The organism is Kutzneria sp. 744, from assembly GCF_000568255.1.
In the GTDB taxonomy this organism is placed as follows: domain Bacteria; phylum Actinomycetota; class Actinomycetes; order Mycobacteriales; family Pseudonocardiaceae; genus Kutzneria.
Window position 1 is genome coordinate 6,302,079 of sequence record NZ_KK037166.1, and the last position, 19,181, is coordinate 6,321,259.

Annotated in this window: 15 protein-coding genes and 3 pseudogenes; 7 read left to right on the forward strand and 11 right to left on the reverse strand. The window is 67.2% G+C overall.

What is annotated here, in order from left to right:
- The first annotated feature begins 23 nt into the window (after positions 1 to 23).
- Entirely contained in the window at positions 24 to 377 is a 354-nt protein-coding gene (locus tag KUTG_RS28645) for an AfsR/SARP family transcriptional regulator (RefSeq protein ID WP_043721150.1), read from the forward strand.
- 484 nt (positions 378 to 861) lie between these two features.
- Here KUTG_RS28645 and KUTG_RS28650 read toward each other — a convergent pair whose 3' ends face one another.
- On the reverse strand, positions 862 to 1,509 hold the full coding sequence (locus KUTG_RS28650) for a hypothetical protein (RefSeq protein WP_157494833.1): 648 nt from the start codon (positions 1,507 to 1,509) through the stop codon (positions 862 to 864).
- Between the two features lie 1,100 nt (positions 1,510 to 2,609).
- Here KUTG_RS28650 and KUTG_RS28655 point away from each other — a divergent pair.
- The 4 genes and pseudogenes from KUTG_RS28655 to KUTG_RS59105 all read left to right on the forward strand — a co-directional run bounded on the left by KUTG_RS28655 (position 2,610) and on the right by KUTG_RS59105 (position 4,079).
- Entirely contained in the window at positions 2,610 to 3,071 is a 462-nt protein-coding gene (locus tag KUTG_RS28655; protein WP_052395524.1) for a hypothetical protein, read from the forward strand.
- Between the two features lie 100 nt (positions 3,072 to 3,171).
- Positions 3,172 to 3,434, forward strand: a pseudogene (locus tag KUTG_RS66450) (recombinase family protein); the annotation flags it as partial.
- 33 nt (positions 3,435 to 3,467) lie between these two features.
- Positions 3,468 to 3,683 carry a helix-turn-helix domain-containing protein gene (locus KUTG_RS66455; RefSeq protein WP_369794656.1) on the forward strand — a complete coding sequence of 72 codons (216 nt, stop codon included), beginning with the start codon at positions 3,468 to 3,470 and terminating at the stop codon, positions 3,681 to 3,683.
- 96 nt (positions 3,684 to 3,779) lie between these two features.
- Entirely contained in the window at positions 3,780 to 4,079 is a 300-nt protein-coding gene (locus tag KUTG_RS59105) for a hypothetical protein (RefSeq protein WP_157494834.1), read from the forward strand.
- A 392-nt stretch (positions 4,080 to 4,471) separates the two neighbouring features.
- Here the strand turns inward: KUTG_RS59105 and KUTG_RS28670 are convergent, their stop codons facing one another.
- From KUTG_RS28670 to KUTG_RS61745, 3 genes are all read right to left on the reverse strand, one after another.
- On the reverse strand, positions 4,472 to 5,194 hold the full coding sequence (locus KUTG_RS28670) for a hypothetical protein (RefSeq protein WP_157494835.1): 723 nt from the start codon (positions 5,192 to 5,194) through the stop codon (positions 4,472 to 4,474).
- Between the two features lie 126 nt (positions 5,195 to 5,320).
- Positions 5,321 to 7,480: a pentapeptide repeat-containing protein gene (locus KUTG_RS54000; RefSeq protein ID WP_198047342.1), complete on the reverse strand. Its 2,160-nt coding sequence runs from the start codon at positions 7,478 to 7,480 to the stop codon at positions 5,321 to 5,323.
- Between the two features lie 64 nt (positions 7,481 to 7,544).
- Positions 7,545 to 8,528 (reverse strand): hypothetical protein, encoded by a 984-nt coding sequence (locus KUTG_RS61745; protein ID WP_052395527.1) that lies wholly within the window; start codon positions 8,526 to 8,528, stop codon positions 7,545 to 7,547.
- Positions 8,529 to 8,949: 421 nt separating this feature from the next.
- Between KUTG_RS61745 and KUTG_RS28685 the strand changes: the two genes are divergently transcribed.
- Positions 8,950 to 9,372 (forward strand): NCBP3 domain-containing protein, encoded by a 423-nt coding sequence (locus KUTG_RS28685; protein WP_232240999.1) that lies wholly within the window; start codon positions 8,950 to 8,952, stop codon positions 9,370 to 9,372.
- 148 nt (positions 9,373 to 9,520) lie between these two features.
- Positions 9,521 to 9,931, forward strand: a pseudogene (locus KUTG_RS28690) (hypothetical protein); the annotation flags it as partial.
- Positions 9,932 to 10,997: 1,066 nt separating this feature from the next.
- Here KUTG_RS28690 and KUTG_RS59110 read toward each other — a convergent pair.
- From KUTG_RS59110 to KUTG_RS28715, 7 genes and pseudogenes are all read right to left on the reverse strand, one after another.
- On the reverse strand, positions 10,998 to 12,455 hold the full coding sequence (locus tag KUTG_RS59110; RefSeq protein ID WP_232241001.1) for an HNH endonuclease signature motif containing protein: 1,458 nt from the start codon (positions 12,453 to 12,455) through the stop codon (positions 10,998 to 11,000).
- A gap of 171 nt (positions 12,456 to 12,626) precedes the next feature.
- Positions 12,627 to 12,677 (reverse strand): annotated as a pseudogene (locus KUTG_RS66460) (hypothetical protein); the annotation flags it as partial.
- A gap of 60 nt (positions 12,678 to 12,737) precedes the next feature.
- The gene (locus tag KUTG_RS28695) at positions 12,738 to 13,703 is read right to left on the reverse strand and encodes a C40 family peptidase (protein ID WP_232241003.1); all 966 of its coding nucleotides are present in this window, start codon (positions 13,701 to 13,703) and stop codon (positions 12,738 to 12,740) included.
- Positions 13,704 to 13,742: 39 nt separating this feature from the next.
- Positions 13,743 to 14,732 carry a replication-relaxation family protein gene (locus KUTG_RS28700; protein ID WP_052395529.1) on the reverse strand — a complete coding sequence of 330 codons (990 nt, stop codon included), beginning with the start codon at positions 14,730 to 14,732 and terminating at the stop codon, positions 13,743 to 13,745.
- A gap of 27 nt (positions 14,733 to 14,759) precedes the next feature.
- Entirely contained in the window at positions 14,760 to 16,061 is a 1,302-nt protein-coding gene (locus KUTG_RS28705) for a type IV secretory system conjugative DNA transfer family protein (protein WP_157494837.1), read from the reverse strand.
- A gap of 142 nt (positions 16,062 to 16,203) precedes the next feature.
- On the reverse strand, positions 16,204 to 17,322 hold the full coding sequence (locus KUTG_RS28710; protein ID WP_043721161.1) for a hypothetical protein: 1,119 nt from the start codon (positions 17,320 to 17,322) through the stop codon (positions 16,204 to 16,206).
- A 62-nt stretch (positions 17,323 to 17,384) separates the two neighbouring features.
- Complete coding sequence (locus tag KUTG_RS28715; protein ID WP_084581359.1) at positions 17,385 to 19,133, reverse strand: VirB4 family type IV secretion system protein; 1,749 nt, start codon at positions 19,131 to 19,133, stop codon at positions 17,385 to 17,387.
- Between the last annotated feature and the right edge of the window lie 48 nt (positions 19,134 to 19,181).

Here is a 19,181-nt window from a genome sequence, read left to right on the forward strand (position 1 = left end):
CGCTGTGTCGTGCAGGGACTCCCTTGGAAGCGATCACCGGGGCGTGGGCCGAGCCGGTGCGGGAAAGCCTGCGGCAGCAAGCCATCGACGCGCTGGTCCGGCTCGCACGATTGGTCAGCGACAGCGATCCCGACCACGCTGTCGAGGCACTGTCGACCGCGATCGGCCTGGACCCGTATGCCGAGCAGCTGTATCAGCACCTGATGCGCCTGCACGTGCGGGCGGGCCGGCCGCAGGCCGCGCACGCCGCGTACCGGCTGTTGCAGGCTCGGCTGGCCGACATCGACGCCGAACCGGACCCTGCCACCATGGCGTTGCTTCCCGCTGGGCGCAGCACGGACACCGACCACCACGCGCGCCGATCTATGGTTCCATGACAGGGACCACACGACGAACCGGAACTGCGCTCCAGACTTTCTGTGTGACGGCGGACGTTCACCGGCAACGCGTGCTGCTGCCGCCACAAAGACAGCAATCGAGCCGCGGTCGGGGAATCCGGCAGCCGCCCCGTCAGGATGGCCGTCGAGGCGCCGTCTCAAGGACGGGGTAGCACCGGGGCGCTACCGGGGCCCTTACACGCGCGGAACTGGCAGGACAGGGCCGGTCAGCTGAAATCGGGCCGATGAGCCAGACTGATCACGATCTGTCGGGGCTTCACTGGTGGTGTGCGCTGGCATTCTGTGGTGGTCAACGAGTCTGGTGGAACTGGCCTGTCTGATCCTCCGTCTTGGCGTTGTGTCCCCGTCGGACAACTGCCGTGCCTGCTCCGTCCCGGCCGGTCGGGACGGTCACCAGTGTCCGTGTGGCGGCGTGGCCCCCGAAACGGCCTCTGGGGTCACACCGCCTGCGCGGGCAATCGCGTCATCCAACCGGTTGCGTCGCGGCGTCGTCGCCAGCGCGGGTGTAGCGCTTGGGCCGCTCACACGACAAGCGCGCTACCCCGGTGGAGGCCAGTGTCGCGAGCGCGTTGGCCACGGCCCCGGCCGAGCGCCCGCCCAACGCGCGGGCGATCTCGCCAGGGGTGAACTCCATACCCGCGTGCGCGGTCAGGTGATCCTCCACTTTCCCGCGTAGATCACCGGGGCGTAGCCGGGGAACCGTTGTCGTGGACGCCGAGCCGCCGTGGCCGGCGACAGTGGTAGCCGCCGCAGAGGCGTCTACAGAGGACTCACTGGTGGTGGCGGGCTCGGCATCCGCGGCTGGCGAGTGCGTGTCGAGAGGCTGGTCGTCGGCTGCGGATTCCTCCCGACAGTCGACGACGTTGCCCTGGAGGGCGGTCTGGTCGGGTTCCTGGTCTGTGGTCGTCTCGGCGGCGGTATCGGCGGCGTGCCACCGGTCGGCGGTGCGCGGGGTGCCACCGGGTTGGCGAACCGCGCCGCCCTCTTCTGCCAGCCTGGCCAGAATCTTGCGGGCGGTCGAACCGCCGACCCCTGCGGCTACAGCGATCTCGGCGGCAGTAGCGCCACGGGTGGCGTGCAGCGCCTGCCGCACCTTGTCCTCGGCCGTCATGGCTGCCGGCTGGGCGGCTGAGTCGCTGGCGGGCGCGGACATCGTCGGGGTGTGTGGGGTTGTGGGGGTCGTGCTGGGCATGACAGCTACCTCCTTGTCGTGCGAACAGGGATCATGGTCATGCCCCCGGGGGCGGGTGTAGTCCGCCGGTGCGCTGCCGGGCGTGTTCGGGCTACGGGTCCATCCACCCTCCATGCGAGAACGAAGTCAAGGCGAAAACCCCTGCACAGCAAGGATTTTTGTTGCTCAATCGAGTGTGGCTACCCCGATCCGGTGCATCCCGGAGGAGGGCTTGACATGGCCGCGGTGATCGAGCGTGGATGGATCCGCACCGCCCCTCGGATGACACGCGAAACCGGGACATGCGCGGCTGCCGACCCGAATTCACCGGCTGGGCATCCCTATGCCCAGCAACCGAAACAAGGAGCAGATACCTGATGACCACCGACACCCGCGACCCCGCAACTCCTCCACGGCATGCTCCGGTGTGGATGGTCGGGAACGACTACGCCTGGACCGCCAGCGAGTCGCTGGACCGGATCGCCGAGCGGGTACGCATCGACGTCGCCGACGTCCGAGCCGACGGCATGATCCCGGCCCAAGCGGTGTTCACCATCGTCGCCGACATCACTGGACCCGTCGGTGTGCTACGCACGACGATCAACGGACTGCCCCTGGGGATCGACCCCGACCGGATGCGGACCCACGCGGCTATGCGGGTGGCGTTCGAGCTGGCTAGCCACTACAACCGCGTGAACCTGGCGCAACCACAGCAGGCACGGTTTATCCACCAACATCACCGCCACCCACGATGGCGTCGCCTACGCCCACCTGGTGACCACCATGCTCGGCGACGGCGACGCCGTCATCGAACCGGCCCTTGCGGCATCCCGCGCGCCGATCGTGCAGGAGCCGGCACTGGCGCGCTGACCGGCCCAGCTTGTTCGGTTCGTGAAGCGCGATTCGCGCGCTCACAAAGCGGTCTCGGCAGTGTTCAACTCGCACGGTCGCTACTCGGCCATCGACGAGCCGTAGGTGTCGGGCAGCACGGATGTCGGCGTCTCGGCGTTCCCCGTGGATTTCTGTTCTGGAGGTTGACTGTGACCAGTTCCGCGCTCACGCACCGGTGTATTACGGGCAATGATTACCTGCGCGTCGGGGACTCACTCGCCGCGATTGCCGCCAACATCGTCGAGGAGATCGGCGAGTTGCGCGCCGGCGGCGAATTCCCAGACCGCGCCTCGGTCTCGATCACCGTCCGGCCCGGTGAGTCCACGCTGCACACCCAGATCGCAGGGTTGTCCCCGACGACGGACCCCGACGGGGTGCAGACGAGGGCGGCGATCCTGGCTGTGTTCGAGCTGGCCTCCCACTACAACGTCATCGACCTCGACGGTGCCCAGCCTCCGGTGTTCGTCCATCGCATCCTGGCGGTGGACGCCACCGGCACCCCTTATACGGGGTTGATCGGCACGGGCATCGGCGACGTCCACCCTACCCACACCGCCGCCGCTGGCGCAGTTGTGGCGACAGCAGCAGGCGTGCGCACACTCCACTCCTGACGCGACCCAACCGTGCCTCGAGGCTGGCTACGCCCACACCCGGCCCAGCGAGGACATCGCCGAGCAGCTCGCCGCACTGGAAACAGCCGGCTGCCACCGGGTGTTCGCCGACGACGAAGTCCCACGTCGGATGCCGTGGCCACAGCAGGAGCAGCTGCTGGCCGAGCTGCGCGCCGGCGACGTCCTGGTGGTGTGCAAGCTGATCCGGCTCGGCAAGTCCCTGGGCACCTGCTGGACACCATGCGGGACCTGCACCAACGCGGGATCGGGTTCCGCTCGCTGCTCGACGACCTGGACACCACCGTCGACTCGATCGACCAGGAAGTGTTCGGCAACGCGGTGGACGCGCTGGTCGAGACCCGACGCGAGTTCATGTCGATCAGCACCAAGGACGGCATGGCCAAGGCCAGGGACCACGGACACGTGGCCGGCCGGCCACAGGCGCTCAGCCCGGAACTGCTCGTGCGCGCCCAGGAGATGCTGTCCCAGCCCGGCAACACCGTCAGCTCGGTCGCCGACCTGCTCGGCGTGAGCCGGGCAACGCTGTACCAGCACGTGATTCGCCGTCGTCCGTCTGGAGGCGCCACCGGGTCGACGTCGGATACCCGATAGCGTCGCCGACCCGATCTACGACATGCGGCGTTTCGTGCCTCCGACGAGCACCGGCAGCAAGGCGAGCCGGATCTCCCGCGCCTCATCGCCGCTGGCGTGCAGGACGAAGTCGACGCGCTCCTCGGTCTGGAGCGCACCGTCGCGCTTGTAGTTCGGGTGTTCCTTGATCTTCTGGACGGCCTTGGCGGTGACGGTGGTGACATCGGAGTCGCGGACGAACAGCAGCAGCGCCGCCTTGGTGTCGCGCCAGGTGAGGTAGTCGAGCAGCTGGTCAAGCGCGTCGGCGACGACCTTGGGGCCGTCGTAGAACTTGCACTCGCCGATGAACCAGGTGCTATCGCATCAGATGCGAACAGAACACGCCGCTCACATGCGGCGAGGCCCGCGCTCAGCTGACCCGCAAACGCAGGGCTGCCGGATCGACGGGGTGACCGCAAGCCGGATTTGGACACCTCGCACCACCGTCCGCCTGAGCCTGCTTGCGGAGCTCCACGACCAAGGCGGGCGACGCGCACATCGGGCAATCCAACGACCCGTAGCGAGGACCGACTGACGTGGTCCACCCGGTGACTCGCAACGCCACCGGGCGCTCCCCGGCGGCTGGGAGCCGCTCGTAGATGGCGTCAATGTCGTTGCGGTGCTGACGGTGCTGGCGAGCCTGATCGGCAACTCGAGCCTCGAGCCTGCTCACACGGGCGGCCAATCCGTCGCCCTGGTTGTCTAAGTCGTTGAACGTCACCGGCCTATCCTTCCGGTCGTGGAAGCCGCCCCTGATCACGGCACCGCGGTCAGCGTGCGCGCTGGTCAAACAAGGTGATCGCCGCGCTGGTGGACTGGTGGGCGGCAACGGCCAACGGCAGCAACCGGTCGTAACCGGGCGTGAACGCCACCAACGACATGCCGGGCGTGCCCGCGATCGGCGTGGCCGTGGTGTCGGCGTAGCCCAACTGCGACCAGAGTCGGCCATGGGCGTATCCAGAACACAGCCGCCAGGCCAACAACACGTCCATGATCTCGATGCCGACGAAGTCCCTCGTCGCCGTCACGGCCGTAGTGCTGGAGAACCCGTCCCTGACGGATCTCGGATCCAGTCCGTGAGCGACAGCGATCTCCTGGAGTTTGACCTTCCGCTGCTCAAACACCCCGGCGGGGCCGCCTCCGCTCATCGCGCTCTTGCCATCGGAGGCGTCCTTCGAGTACCAGCGCAACGCCCGGTGAACGCGGTCGGCCCTGTCGTCTGATTCGAGGAGCCAGACCACGCTGGACGCCGCCTCCAACGCACCACGGAGAAGACTTGAAGGAGCGTTCGAGTGCAGAAACCCGCTGCACCACAGAAGCCCGTAGAACGCATGCAGATGATCGATCGCGGCGTGCAAGCCCACGCTCACCGCCGTCGAGACCAGGTAAGGATGGACGTGCACATCGTCGTCCGCGACCTCGCTACCCGCCGCGACCTCGAACCCCGGCAGGTTGATCTTCCTGTCCATCCATGCCACGGCGGTGTCGGACATCTTCCGCAGCTGGGACTTCGACTCGTCCTCGTTGAGCATGGTCACGCTCGCATCGAACCACTCGGCCCGGACTGCGGCCTCCGAATTCGCACTGGCTGAACACGTTGCCGGTAAACCAGGTGAGGTCTATTCCAGCGCTTCGGCCGCGGGCTCCGGAAGTGCTGGCGTGCGGCCGGTGGCAAGGTCGTCCTCGGTATCAAGGAGCGACTCATCGGTGCCCGTATTGGGGTCCGGTGGTGTGCGCATGAGCTGGCCCCACTGACCTTCGTGTTGACCAGGGGGGCGATGTCCGTCCAGTGCCTGCACCATCCAACCAGCTGGCCAGACCCTTGCTCGCGCCACCATGTCAGGCACGTCCACTCGAACCCAACACTGCCCCGACTCGTCTAACGGCTCCTCATCTGGTGCGATGTGCTTGAACCCGACGCCCACGGCGAACTTCACTCCATCAAACCAGGCGCGTCCAGCGAACTGCGTCCCGCCGAACCCGGCGTGCTCGGCAAACTGTGTCCCACTGAACCGGGCGTCCCGTGCGAACTGCATCTCGATGAACCTGGCGTTCCCGCCGAACCGCACCCCGACGAACCTGGCGTTCCCGCCGAACCGCACCCCGACGAACCAAGTCTCCCCATCGAACTGTGCCTTGCCGAACTCGGCGTTCCCCACGAGCTGCGCCCCGACGAACCAAGTCCCCCCAGTGAACTGGGCCTCGCCGAACCTGGCGTCTCCGCCGAACCGCGCCCCGGCGAACCCCGAGTCCCCGCCGAACCGCGCCCCGAGGAAGTGGGCGTCCCGTGCGAACTGCGCTTCGCCGAACCAGGCGTCCCTACCGAACCGCGTCCCGCCGAACTCGGCGGTTCCGGTGAACTCCGCCGCGACGAACTCGACATTCTGGGCGAACTGCGTCTGGACAAATCGGGTGACGTCTCCGGTGAACTGCGCTAAGCCGAACGAAGCGTCCCCGCCGAACCGCGCCATACCGAACCCGGCGGTTCCGCCGAACCGCGCCATACCAAACTCGGCGGTTCCGGCGAACTCCGCTTCAACGAACTCGGCGTTCCTGCCGAACCGCGCCATCCCGAACCTGGCGGTTCCGCCGAACACTGCCCCGCCGAACCGGGCGTCCCGTGCGAACTCCGCCTCGCCGAACTGGGCGTTCCCGCCGAACCGCGTCCCGCCGAACTTGGCGGTTCCGGTGAACTTCGTCCCACTGAACCAAGCGTCCTCGGTGAACACTGCCCCGCCGAACTCGGCGTCCTCGGCGAATCTCACCCCGCCGAACCCGGCATGTCCGGTGAACTGCGCATTGGCGAACCGGGCGATATGGAGGTGGCAGTTGCTCAGGTCGAGGTCGATGAGGGTGGCGCCGGTGAGGTCGAGTGATGTGTTGGGCCAGAACGTCGAGTCGGGGTGGTCCGGGTCGGAGCCGGGGCACAGGTGTGTGACCAGGATGCGTTGAGCGGTTAGGCGGACTTCGCGTTCTTGGACGAGGTCGCGATGGTCTTGGCGCTGCTCGCTCGTGGCGTCGGGTTCGGGCACGTCCTTAGGTGGTGTGTAGGGCATGCGCAGGTAGGCGCACAGCACCTGCACGATGGTGGGTCTTTGGTCCTCGTTGTCCTGGGCCAGTCGCTCCAGCGCGTACAGGCCAGCCAGTCGGACCGATGCCTTGTCCGAGCCGAGTTGATCGGCGGCCTTGGTGTACAGCTCGGTAATGCGGCGGGCGGAGGCGTCGGCCTTGGTGTCTGCCGCCACCTGCTCCTTGTACGTGGCATCAGCTGCGGTGCTGACTTCTTGGTGCCATTGCCGGCGAACCGCCAGCAACAGTGCGAACACCCCGCCGGTGCCAGCGGCGATGCTAAGCCCAGTCTTGATCGCCTCGACCTGCGCGGCGGCCGGGTCTTTCGCCGTACTGGCCACCTGCAACAGCCAACTGGTGGCACCCCACGCCACGAGGGCAACCACCGTTACGGCGACCGCGACCATCCACCAACTCAACGGCGGCCGCGCCGCACTGGCGATGGCACCGTTGGCTCGACGTCGGGCCCAGCGGGGCAACAGGCTGGCCCCACGACGTGCCCAGTTGACCAGCAGATCGGCGACGTGACGAGGCAGGACTCGCCAGATCGCCCCGCCGATCAACACCACGACCAGCGCGACCCAGATCAGGCCCACGGTGTGGCGTGTCAGCCACACCCCGGCCACAGGCCAGTCGATCCAACCGGCTGCCGTGGCGGCTCCCACCAACGCCGCAACCAACCCGGACACGCCCCACGGGACGGCCGCCACCACCCTGCGCCGTTTGTCCCTGTCCTGAGTCACGTGGGGCTTGTCGCGCCTCCCCGGCACCGCGCTACACGCCGCGACGCCCGGCCCACGAATTCGCACTGGCCGAACACGCTGCTGTGCCAGTAAACACGTTGCGGTCGTCGACGCGGATGAGGATGTCGGTCTTGCCGTGTCGGTTGAACACCTCGCCGGCAGCCGCGCCTTCGAACTGGGCGTTGAGCAGGAGCAGCAGCAGGTCGCGGATCTGCTCCTCATGCAGCGTGGCGGTCATCGACGGGGTGCGCTCGAAGGCGTTGCGCGCGTTGAGCAGGACGGCCAGGGCCGCCTCGTAGTCGTCGTCGGCCAGCGCCGGCTCGGGAGTGAACCGTTGGGCCGGAGTCCTCGGCGTGGCGCGGACGGTCAGCCTGGTGCGGCGAAGCGGGATCGTGTACGTGTCGGCGTCGCCGCGGCGCTTGACCGGGAAGCCGATGCTGGCGTTGAGCTGCCGGTCGGACAGCAGCTTGGCCCGGCGATCGGCGACCAGCCCGGGCAGCTCGGACTCGATCTCCCACTGGTGGGTGCGGATGTCGCTCCTGGCGAACTCCAGGTACTGCTCGACCTTGGCCACCTCGGCGTTCAGCGCCGCCTTGAGTTGCTCGGCGACCGGCATGGTGATGCCGTCAGTCGTGTAGAACACACTGAGCTCACCTGGGCGAAGGTGGCCGCGGGGTGGCTCGGGTGTCCTGACGCTGGCGCTGAGCTGGAACACCTGCTCGTCGCCTACGAACGGGACGACCAGTGTGTAGCGGGTGACCTGGCGGTCCACGGTCTCGCCGAAGTCTTTGAACGGTCGGATCAGCTCAGTGGGGTGGCCGTCCATGTGAGCCGCCGCTCGATCAAGGACGGGGCACTCGATCAGCGCCTCGGCCTTGAGTACCTCGATGACGTCGGCCTCGGACTGGAGCAGCAGGTCGTCATGATCCCAGCCCTGTAGCCGCTGGTGCACAGCATGGCGTCGTTCCCACAGCACGCGGGCGAGCTCCCCGGGTCCGAACAGCTGCGCGGTCATTCAGCAATGATGCCCCGTAGGTCGGACAACGTCGCCGCGACGACACGGCCAGCAGGGAACATTCATACGGTCCCGCGCGGCCAAGAAGCGCTGCAACTTCTGCGCCATCAACCGGTGCAGCTCACACGGGTGCCCGATCCCGTCCCCGCTGTGCGCGCCTACCGAAGGTGAGAGTTCCACTCCACCCGAGCGAACCCGTCCCACGGGCTGATGGCTGATACTTTGCCAATCGGTCATGTCATGATTAACTGTCTACATGCGCTAGGTGTGGCATGCGAGTATGGAGGTGAACATGGCGGTCCGGTTTAGGCTTGGTAGCTACACGCCGGTGGAGGGGGACCCCCTGGGGCGTTCCTCGGTCGGCTTCTTCCCTCGGATGACCGAGGAAGAGGCATGGAAAGCCGGTCGGGGGTGCTGGAAGATGTCCGCCGAGAAGTTGCCCCGGGTGCGGTTCGCGCTCGTCGTCGCCGAGGGCGCGGTCCGCGCGGTCGCGGAGGTCACGGACTTCACCGCGCACGGGGACCGCGTCGCTCTGGAAGGCAGCCTGCTCGGCGCCGGGCACCCGATGTACGACGCGTACATCGGCCAGCCGGACCCAGTCGACAACGGGTCGATGAACCCGGTCGGCTACGTGGCGCTGCCCGAGGAGCAGCAGTTCCTCATGCGGGCCTGCGCCTGCGGCTGCGGGGCCACCAGCGAACGGGACTTCCTGCCCGGCCACGAGACCCGCGCGATCATGGACCGGGTGCGCGAGCACTTCGACGGCAACCCGCTGAAGTTCGTCCAGTGGATCGACAACACGCTGGCCTCCGCCGCCATCGTCTCGGGACGGCAGCCGTCATGAGCGAGCGCCCGCCTCGGCGGCCCGTCGAGGACAGCGGCGCAGACCCGGACAGGCCCCAGACCTGTCCGCCTACGACACCCAAGCCGACGACGTCTACGAGGGGCTGCTGTCCGACCACCCCTGAGCCCGCACCGGCGGGCGCCCCGCCGCACTGACCAAGACCCAGACTCGCATGGCCCGCCAGATGTACGAATCCGAGGAGCACACCGTGGAGCAGATCGCCGACACCTTCCACACCAGCCGTGCCACTGCCTACCGCGCGCTGGCCAAGCAGGGCGACGTGGCCCTGATCGTCTACCGAGGCAAGGATGTGGCCGGGGTCGACGACGACGGCCGGCCCTACGGGGAGACCAGCCAGGCCGAGGCCGTCCAACTCGACGCCGACCGCAAGTACTGGCCGCTGGCCAACGCGAAGAAGAACGCGCTCAAGGCCATCGTCTACGTGGTCAACGGCAAAGTGAAGCGCATTCGCGCCGTCGACCCGAACGGCAAGTGGATCCCGACCCCAACCGGAACACCGCCACCACCTACTGGGACATCCCCGTCACCGCACCGCTGACCCCCGAGCAGATAGCCGAGCAACTGCCCACACTCGGGCTGAAGCTCGAAGACGAGCTTCCCACCCAGCGCGGCCGGATGCGCCAGCTCGTCAACCTCTGAGGCGATCGCGAAGCGGACCCGTTGCCCCCGATCCCCGCGCGTCCATGGGGCCCCAGGGGGCAACAGCATGCGGCAAAGATCCCACCAAAAGGACGCCGAAGCAGCTCCAGCCGCGCCATGGTGCGGTCGGTCAGGTCCGGGGCGTCAGGGTCGGTGCACACGGCCGGCACGGTAGCGGCCGGGAGGCCGGCCTCCCCGATCGAACGACACCTCGCGCACAGGGCCACACTAGAACTAGATCACCTGGCGTACAGAGGACTTTGGACATCCGTGCAGTCCACTTCGGACATCGACACCAGTGCGTCGTGCTGGTACAGATAGGAAACGGCACGTCGCCGTCCTCGCCAGGATCCCGCCAGGATGCAGGTCCCAGCCGACGACCTCGCCGTCACGCAGGATGCTGTCCTGGCTGCCGCTCTTGGGATTGGCGTATATGCCGCAGCACGTCGCGCCCGCCGACAGTGCCTTCGTCACGCCAGGCATCTCCGGGCCGTAGCCCCCACGGCTGCGCGATCACGCAACCACCCGGAACGTCGTTCCCCACATGGCCAGGATGACGCCCTCGCCGTTGGGGTCGTCCATCCACGCGCCCATCACCCGGTCGCGATCCTCCGACGATCTCGGCGTCAAGCCTGCACACCGCCGCAGTCAGGGCGGCGGCGTCGGTGTAGCCCGCGTTGAACCGCTGATGCAGATACGGCTTGAAGGCATCCAGCAATAAGGGCCGGTTGAGGAGGCTTGGCAGTAACCCCTCCACACCGCTGACACAGAAGAGCGATGAATCTCTCATCTCAAGACCTGGAATATACTTGCCACTGGGTATCAATGCCGTCTCGTCGAGCTTCCGGTCATACTTCGAGTCATTACCGCGCTTGAGTTCTATCGGCGCGACTGGTAGTCGGTCGCGAATAGCGGTCGGCGACCTTGGATAGCCATCTAAAGTAGACATCTAGTTGCTTCCTGCGTCAACCCGTTTCTTCTTGGTTGCTGGGCTCATCCCAATCGACCGAGTTAAAGATCTTCGTTGCTCTCCACTCTTCAATCCATTCGTCATCACGATGATGAGAGGGTGAGATCAAAAATAGGCGCGACCCGGCGATTCGATACCTCGGGGTCATGTTCCTAAGGTATAGAATTTGGTCAGACGGTAGGGTTGGGTCTACCTCGACCAACTCGAGATAGATGGGGGCGTGAATGCGCATTGCTGCGTGAAGGATGGGTATATCTGCGACAGGGAAATCTGAAACAACTAGAGCTGCGACGTTCATCGAGGGGTAACGATCGGCTCTCCCGCGGCGAATGCCAGCCTGATTGAGGGTGAATAGTAGCTCGCTCCCGATCGAGACTGAGAGATTTCGGTTGATTTCTCGAGTCGTCCTCAATAGTGTCGGAAACGACATTCGTTCGATCTGATCGGGTAGAACTGCATCCTCGTTGAAACGAAGGGCAACAGTAGTTTTTTGATCTTCCGGCACTTCGTTAAACGAGATGATGCCAGTTGAGGTTGAATCTGCCAGCCACTTTGGAGGGCGAAAAGCGAAGTCATCCACCCTCGCCGATCGAGGCACATTCTTGGAGTGAGACTCAAGCAAGAGGTTATCGAAGAGTGTCACCTCGTCTGTCATTGGCTTTCCGAATACTAGCGCCGAGAGGCGTATGCTTCCGTCTGTCACACCCACCACTGTGCCGATTCCGGTGTACACTGTATCTTCCTCCTCTGCCATCGAAAGATCGGCGAACGCGGTGTTTGTGGTTAACCAGCGTGGATCGAACCGGATCGACACAAGTTTTCTGTCTAAAGCAAACCTGAGGCTGGGATAAGTAGCCCTCCCCGCTTTTGACGGTGAAAATCCGGCCGAACCTGGAGAGCTTGAGGACCGCATGTTGGCCTCAAACGAGACTAGGCAGCCGGGAACCATCGTTTCGACTGTCTCGGCGTTCAGCGGTATTGCTCGGGTATTCAAGGTTTCAAATATTGGCTGGACTCGTGCTACAAACAGACCACTCCGTGCGCCGTTTTCGAAAAACGACCGCTCGTCATCGATGCCAACATCTTTGGCGACCTCCCAGATGGCTTCTCCGCCGGGTAGTGCTAGTATCCTGGGAAGATTGACAAAATCGACCGTTTGGAAACGTGCATTCCAGGCTTGCCCGGCGGCGCGCAAGGTTGACGCCCAGTTCTCATGACTTACCTTGTATGCGCTTAGTGTAGTTCTAGTGAAGTGATCTGGACTTTTGTCGACCTTATCGTGGCAGTTTGGGCACAGTAGTATCAGATTCGCCAAAGCGTTCTTGTCGCCTTCTGAAAGCGAGTTATCTGATCTGGGGCCAAACTGGCCGAGAGCAACGATGTGGGCAACGTTAGGCCCTGGCGCGCGATATCCTATTCCGGTGCTCAGCTCTGCTTTGCAGATGGCGCACATCCCGTTAGATTGCCGCCAAAGGACTCTGCGTACCGACTCCTTAACTTCGTTGCCTCTGTTGTCAGACATAGAAGCCGTGCCCCCTTATGGTCTACCCTGGTAGTGATCTACCGTACCGTATGCGGAAAGTGGGTGTGGACGTGTTGGCGACACCACCCCGCTGGTTCGACATTAAGTAAGGTTGTGATTCGCAGGCGGAAACCTCACCGTAATGTCGTATACGACACCTGTGTGACGTCGCTTGTGGGATCACGGCATCAGTTTGAGATCTACACGACGAGATTAATGTTGGGTGTGGATAGTGGGGCGGGTAGCCCCGGCATGGCTACCGATCCGGTCCACCCGGACCTGCTGCCCCACATCCGGGGCGTCAATCATCTCGGCGGGCGAGATGACGATGCCGACGTGCGTGATGGTGGTAGTGCTGGTGCCGAAGAAAACCAGGTCGCCGGGCTGGAGTGGTTGGCCTGTAGGCAGTTGCGGACCCGCGCTGTATTGATCTTGGGCGACGCGGGGCAGTGTGATGCCGGCGGCGGCGTAGGCGGCGTGGGTCAGGCCGGAGCAGTCGAAGCCGGGATTACCGTCGCCACCCCAGATGTAGGGCTTACCCACCTGTCGGCAGGCATAGAGCACCGCGTTCAGCGCCGCATTGTTGGATGCCTGAATTGAGTCGCAATCCCTGGCGACGTCAGCGACACCGGTACAGACCACACCGGTCAGCGCGGCGACGATGTCCCGCGCGGCCTGCTCGTGTTGGGCATAGGCACCGGGAAACCCGGAGCGTTGCACGGCTTGCGCGGCGTCGGTGACGCTCATCTGCTGCCAGCCGGGCACGGCGAGCAGATGCTGGTAGAATTGGGTGGCGGCGTAGCTGGGGTTCATGATCTGCGCTGGCGTGCCCCAGCCCTGGGAGGGGCGTTGCTGGAACAGGCCGAGGCTGTCCCGGTCACCGTAGTCGAGATTGTGCAGGCCGGATTCCTGGAGTGCGGCGGCGATGGCCACGACCCAGCCCTGTGGTGGGACGGCGAGTTGTCTGCCGACGGCGACGATCGTCGTGGCGTTGGCGATCTGGTCGTGCTGATAACCGGCCACCGCAGTGGTGGCCCCTGTCGCGGCGCAGTCGGTGATGCTGCCGCCAGCCGGCCGGGAGGCAAGGCCGCCGACCGCGGCGGCGATGAATACCACGGGCAGCAGGAGCACACAGGCGCCGCCGATGACGGCGGCCTTGGTCGTGGAGATGATCTGCACGGCCCTCCCCCTCATGATCGTCCCGTGTGGACAGATGGTTTAGGTTCGGGTGCCGTCGGATTCGGAACGCGAGCGGTGATGCGTGAGCTCGGCCAGGGTCTGCCGCTGGCTGCCGCCGAGTGGCAGCCAGATCTGGGCGGCCGGGCTGTGCAGGTGGGTGTAGTCGGCGTTGGTGGTGGCGATGCCGAACGGGACGACACCGTGCGGTGGATGCGCGAGGGCCTGTCGTGTGGCCAGGTGGGTGCGCAGGTGTGCTTCGCGTTGGGCGGAATGCAGGTGCAGCAGCAGCCAGAACCCGATCGGTGCGGCGTTGTCGGTCTGCTGCTCGTTGTGCGGGGTGAGGTGGGGGCCGCCGGCCAGGGCGAGGTCGAGATAGCCGGGGAGTTTGGCGGTGACCTGGGTGAGTGGTTCGCTGCCGGTGTCGTATTCCAGGCAGAACACCACGCGGCCGTGCGGGTGGTGCCACACGCCGAGCCCGTCGGGGCGGGCCAGGGTGCTGCAGGCGTCGGTGGCCTGCCGCTCGGACAGCCACGCCACCAAGTTGGAGCCGGGTTCGGTGGCGGCATGTGCTGTCAGCGAGGCGAAGAAGCTGTTGATTCCCAGCAGGTGTTCCAATGCGGGGTGGGCGGCCAGGCGCAGCAGTCGTTGGCGCATCACACCGGGGCGGGGTGGGGTGGTGCCGCGCATCGCCGCGACCAGGGCGCCACCGAGGGGGCCGAGTGCGTAGCGCCAGGAGGTGATGGTGCCGTCCCAGCCGGGCCGGCGGAACCGGTCGAGCAGATGTGCGCGAAACAGCCGGACCAGGCGGTGCTGGGCGCGATCGAGTGTGGGAAACCCAGCGAGGGCCGCGATCTGTTCGGTGGTCAGCACCTGGTGGTCGGCCAGCAGTTCCAGTAGGTAGCGGTCGCGGCCGGTGAGCCGCCCGAGCACCGTGATCGGATCGGCCTGGCGGGGGCGGTCGCCGCCCGGCCGCCACACCGACGGGGTTCGCGAGCTGCTGCGGCGGGCATCGGGTTCGGGCAGTGCCATGGGGATCGAGTCCTTTCACACGGTGGGCTACAGGTCGGTTATGGGCACCGTCGGGGTGGGTGCTGCCGGTGTGCGCGCGGCGGCGGTGCGGCGGCGGGTGGCGTGGGCGTGGCGTTGCTGGGCGGACAGACCCTGGCGGCGGGCCGCGACCCGCATCACCTGCGCGCGACCGGGGATCACGGGCGGTGGGGGCAGGGTGCGCAGGGTGAAGCCGGTGGTGTCGGTGTTGCCCACGACCAGGCGGGCGGCGGCGTGGAACGCCGCGAGGTGGTGCAGGTCGTCGGCGGCCAGGTAGGGGCCGACATGTGGGGCGAGGTGGCGCGCGTCGGCTGGGGAGACGCCGAAGAACAGTTTGTTGCGGGCGTTGGCGTCCAGCGCGGTCCGCAACGGGGTGGTGAGTTGGTCGAGGTGCTGGTGGGCCAGTACGAACCCGACGTGATAGCCCCGGGCTTCGGCGAGCGCGTCATCGAGCGGGGTGGGCAGGTGTACGAAGTTCTGGGCTTCGTCGACGTAGATGGTCGCGTCCAGCCGGGACTGCTCGGGGTGGTGGGTGCGGGCCAGGGTGGCCTGCCACAGTGAGGCCACCAGCAGCGAGCCGACCAGCCGTGCGGTGTCTTCCCCGAGTTCGCCTTTGGGTAGGCGGGCGAGCAGGATCCCGCCGTCGAGGATGTCGGCGGGGTGGAAGGAACTGGTGGCGGTGCCGAACAGGTCGGCGACGAACCGGCGTGTGGTCACTGCCCGCAGCTTGGACAGCACCGGTCCGACCGCGGCGGCGACCGCGGAGGGGGTGAGTTGGTCGAAGGCGCGCCAGAACGCGCCCACCCCGGCCGGGTCTTCGGCGCGGACCTGCGCGGTGACCTGCCGCCGAAACACGTCGTTGGTCAGCAGCAGCGGAATGTCGGCCAGCGTCGCCCCGGGCTGGCGGGTCAGGGTGAGGCAGGCGGCGCGCAGGGTGTCCTCGACGCGGGGTCCCCACCAGGCGGAATACAGGCGGTGCAGGGTGGAGACGAGGTACTCGGCGACCGCCTCGCCGCCCTGCCCCGCCGGGTCCAGGACGTTGAGGGAGGCGGGGGCGTGGGTTTCGTCCGGATCGATGAGTACCAGCCGGTCTCCGGCGTCGGCTGGCAGGCGGTCCAGGAGGTCGCGGATCAGGTCGCCGCGGGGTTCGATGACCGCGCACCCCCGGCCTGCGTGGATGTCGCCGAGGGCCATGTTGAGCAGGGCGGTGGATTTCCCGGTGCCGGTCGCGCCGCAGACGTGCAGGTGGTAGCGGGCGTCGGGGACCTGCAGCAGGATCGGGTGGTCGGGGCCGGCGTCGGTGCGGCCCACCACTTTCGGCGCACGCCGTGAGGGTGCGTCGGGTGGTGCGAGGGCCACTCGGCGGGGCCCCGATGGCTCCGGTTGCTCGGTGGGGTGGGTGGAGGCGGGCATGGCAAACCCCCAATGAGGGAAATGGAGAAACGCCGTGCTGTCAGTGGTGCGGGTGGCCGGTGACCTGGTGGGGTGCGGGTACTGGGCGGGTGCGGTTGCCGGACAGTTCGGTGGTGCGGGTGGGTAGGTGGGCCAGGGCGGCGAGTTCGGCGACCGACAGCAGCGCCCCACGGCGCAGCGACCGCCCCGCCACCACGGTGGCCGGATGACGGAGGCGGTGACGGGCCAGGGCGTTGCGGCCAGCGAACAAGGCGAACAGCGCGAACACCCCGTCCGCGACGCCGCGTGCCCGGTCCCGTGACTCGCGTCCGCTGCCGGGGACGGCGGCGGCGTAGCGGAGGGCGACCTCCCACAGCGGCAGGGTCGCTTTGGCGCGGACTTCCCGCAGTTCCTCGGCCTGCTGGGGATCGGTGGGCCGCCACCGCCCCTCCGTGGACGTTGTCGCGTGGTGCGGGCGGCTGCCGATGACGAGATCCAGCATCTCCCGTACCAGCCCGGCGATCAGTGACGTGATGATCGAGGTGCGGGCGGATCGTCCAGTGTGGACACGGCGGACGGTGGCGCGGTAGCGGCGTAGCCGGCGGCCGACCGCGGGCCGGGCCAGAACCTGCACGACCACGCTCTCGCCCGGCCGTAGCGCGGTGGCGAGGGATTCCAGGCTGCGCAGCGGATCCGTGTCAGTGCGGGCGTCCGGCACGCGCAGGGGGAGGTGCTCGGCGCGTTCCGGGCGCACGGTGCCACCGGTGACGGTGCCGGCCGCGTCCAGCGTCGATGGACCTTCGGTGGTGTGGGTGATCAGGGCGCCGGGCCAGGCGGCCCGGATCGCGTTTTCCACCCGGCCCGGCGGCACCGGGCCCGGGATCCACACGCGGACGATGATCTCGTTGGGGGCCAGCCAGTATTCGAGGACGAGGTGGGGTTGGCCGCCGAGCAGACGCCGCCGCCAGGGGTGGGCGATGCCCATCAGATCGGTCCATACCCGCCGCCCGCCGGCCAGTGTGGTCGGGAAGTCCAGGGCGGCGGGGGCGAGGACCTCGACCAGGCGGGCGTGGGCGTGCCAGGAGTCGCGGATCAGCTGCCGGGCTCGCAGCCACCCGAACGCGACGAACACCGCGAGTTGGGCCGCCACGAGGACCAGAGTGGTGTGCTGCTCCCACACCTGCTGACACCACTGAGCGACATGCCTAGCCACGTCGGGCAAGGGCGGAATCTGTTGTGGTGTCATGGGTCGAGCCCATCATCCGTGTCCTGCTCGGGTAGTCCACTATGGACCCGGAGAGCGGTGAGTTCGGCTGGGTCCGTCGTGCACAGCCGGTGCTCGCCGTCGGAGGCGATGGCGTGAAAGGCCACCCGGCTGGAGCCGCTGATCAGCAGCCCGTCCCCTGGTGTCGCGGCCAGCAGATACCCGCGTTCGCCGTCGGAGAGCCGGAATGCCTCCGTGATCGGCTCGATCGCTTGGGCGGCTTGGCGCAGCAGGATCTGGGTGGCGGCGTTGGACACGATCGCCGTGCCCAGATCGGTGGCCAGCACGTCGGCGGGGTCTTGGGAGACGAACGCCAGCCCGGCCCAGTACTTGCGGGCCGCTTTGGCCAGTTTGTAGAGGAACTTCGCGCCCTCCTCCTGTTGCATGATCAGCCAGGCTTCGTCCACGATCACCAGCCGGCGCCGTTGGTGGTGCGGGTTGAGGACTTGGCGCCACACCGCGTCCAGCGCCAGCAGCGTGCCCACGGGTTTGAGTTCGTCGGGCAGGTCCCGCAGGCTGATCGTGACCAGGTGACGGTCCGGGGTGACGGTGGTGGGGCCGTCGAACAGGCCCTGGTAGGAGCCGGACACGAACGGCGTGAGCCGCGCGGCCAGCTCCCGTGCCACCGGATCGGCATCGGCAGCCAGGATGCGGGCCAGGTCGGCCAGGATCGGGGCGGGTCGCCGCCAGGTGCGCGGGTCCGCGGTCAGGCCGACCGAGGCATAGGTGGCGGTGACGGTGCGGTCCAACACGGCCCGCATCTGCGGTGGGAGGGGTTCGCCGAGCAGGACGGCGACCAGGGTGTGGATGAACAGGCTGCGTCGGGTCAACGCGTCCGGGATCGCCTGGGCGCCAGGGGGTAGGTCGAACGGGTTGAGCCGAACACCCTGGGCGCCCAGGTGCAGGTAGGCGCCGCCGACAGCGCGGGTGAGGCGGGTGTATTCGTCTTCGGGGTCGATGATGAACACCTGCACGCCCTCACTGCCGTCGGGGTCGCTGCGGCGCCGGTCGAACAGGGACCGGAGGGCTTCGAGTTTGGTGAAGTAGGACTTGCCGGCGCCGGAGCGGGCCAGGGTGACGGAGTTGTAGTTGTCCTGGGCCCACCGGTCCCACAGCAGCAGGCCGCCGCTGCCGGCGTTGACCCCGTAGAGGATCCCGCCGGGCGCGCTGCTGTCGACGGGGTCGGTGGTGGGCAGGTCGGCGCTGGTGAACGGGAACGCTGCGGCTAGCGCGGCGGTGTCCAGGGTGCGGGTCATCCGCAGGCAGTCCACACCGAGGGGGAGGCTGGTGATCCAGCCTTGCAGGGTGCGGAAGCTGGCTGGCTGCACGTCCAGCAGCAGTGATGCGCACAGCGTGGTGACCTGCTCCACCTCCGCCGCCAACTCCTCGGTGGTGGGGGCGTGGACGGTGAGGTAGATCCCGACGGTGAACAGTTTCGACTCGCCCCGCGCGAGTGCGCCGGCCATGCCGGCGGCGTCCGCGGCGGCGGCGTCGATCTCGGGGTCTTCGAGGCGGTCGCGGGTGGCGCGGGCGCGGCGGGTGGATTCCAGTCGGCCGCGTTGGCGGCGTAGCTGCCCGGCGGCGATCGCGGGTGGGATGGGGGTGATGTGCACGGCGACGTCCAGACGGCCGGGGTAGCACAGAAGGGGCTCGAGCCAGCCGGCGCCGACCTCGGCCGGGTACCCGGTAACCGCCAGGGGTGCGGCGTAGCCGTCGCCGATTTTCAGGTCTAGCCTTTGAGCTCCACCTCCGGCGGCCCCACCACCACACCAGCG

Coding starts and splice junctions, on each gene's coding strand:
- KUTG_RS28650 (WP_157494833.1), bottom strand. CDS start 1,509: ATGACGGCCGAGGACAAGGTGCGGCAGGCGCTGCACGCCACCCGTGGC.
- KUTG_RS66455 (WP_369794656.1), top strand. CDS start 3,468: ATGGCCAAGGCCAGGGACCACGGACACGTGGCCGGCCGGCCACAGGCG.
- KUTG_RS28670 (WP_157494835.1), bottom strand. CDS start 5,194: ATGTCCGACACCGCCGTGGCATGGATGGACAGGAAGATCAACCTGCCG.
- KUTG_RS61745 (WP_052395527.1), bottom strand. CDS start 8,528: ATGACCGCGCAGCTGTTCGGACCCGGGGAGCTCGCCCGCGTGCTGTGG.
- KUTG_RS28685 (WP_232240999.1), top strand. CDS start 8,950: ATGTCCGCCGAGAAGTTGCCCCGGGTGCGGTTCGCGCTCGTCGTCGCC.
- KUTG_RS59110 (WP_232241001.1), bottom strand. CDS start 12,455: ATGTGCGCCATCTGCAAAGCAGAGCTGAGCACCGGAATAGGATATCGC.
- KUTG_RS28700 (WP_052395529.1), bottom strand. CDS start 14,732: ATGGCACTGCCCGAACCCGATGCCCGCCGCAGCAGCTCGCGAACCCCG.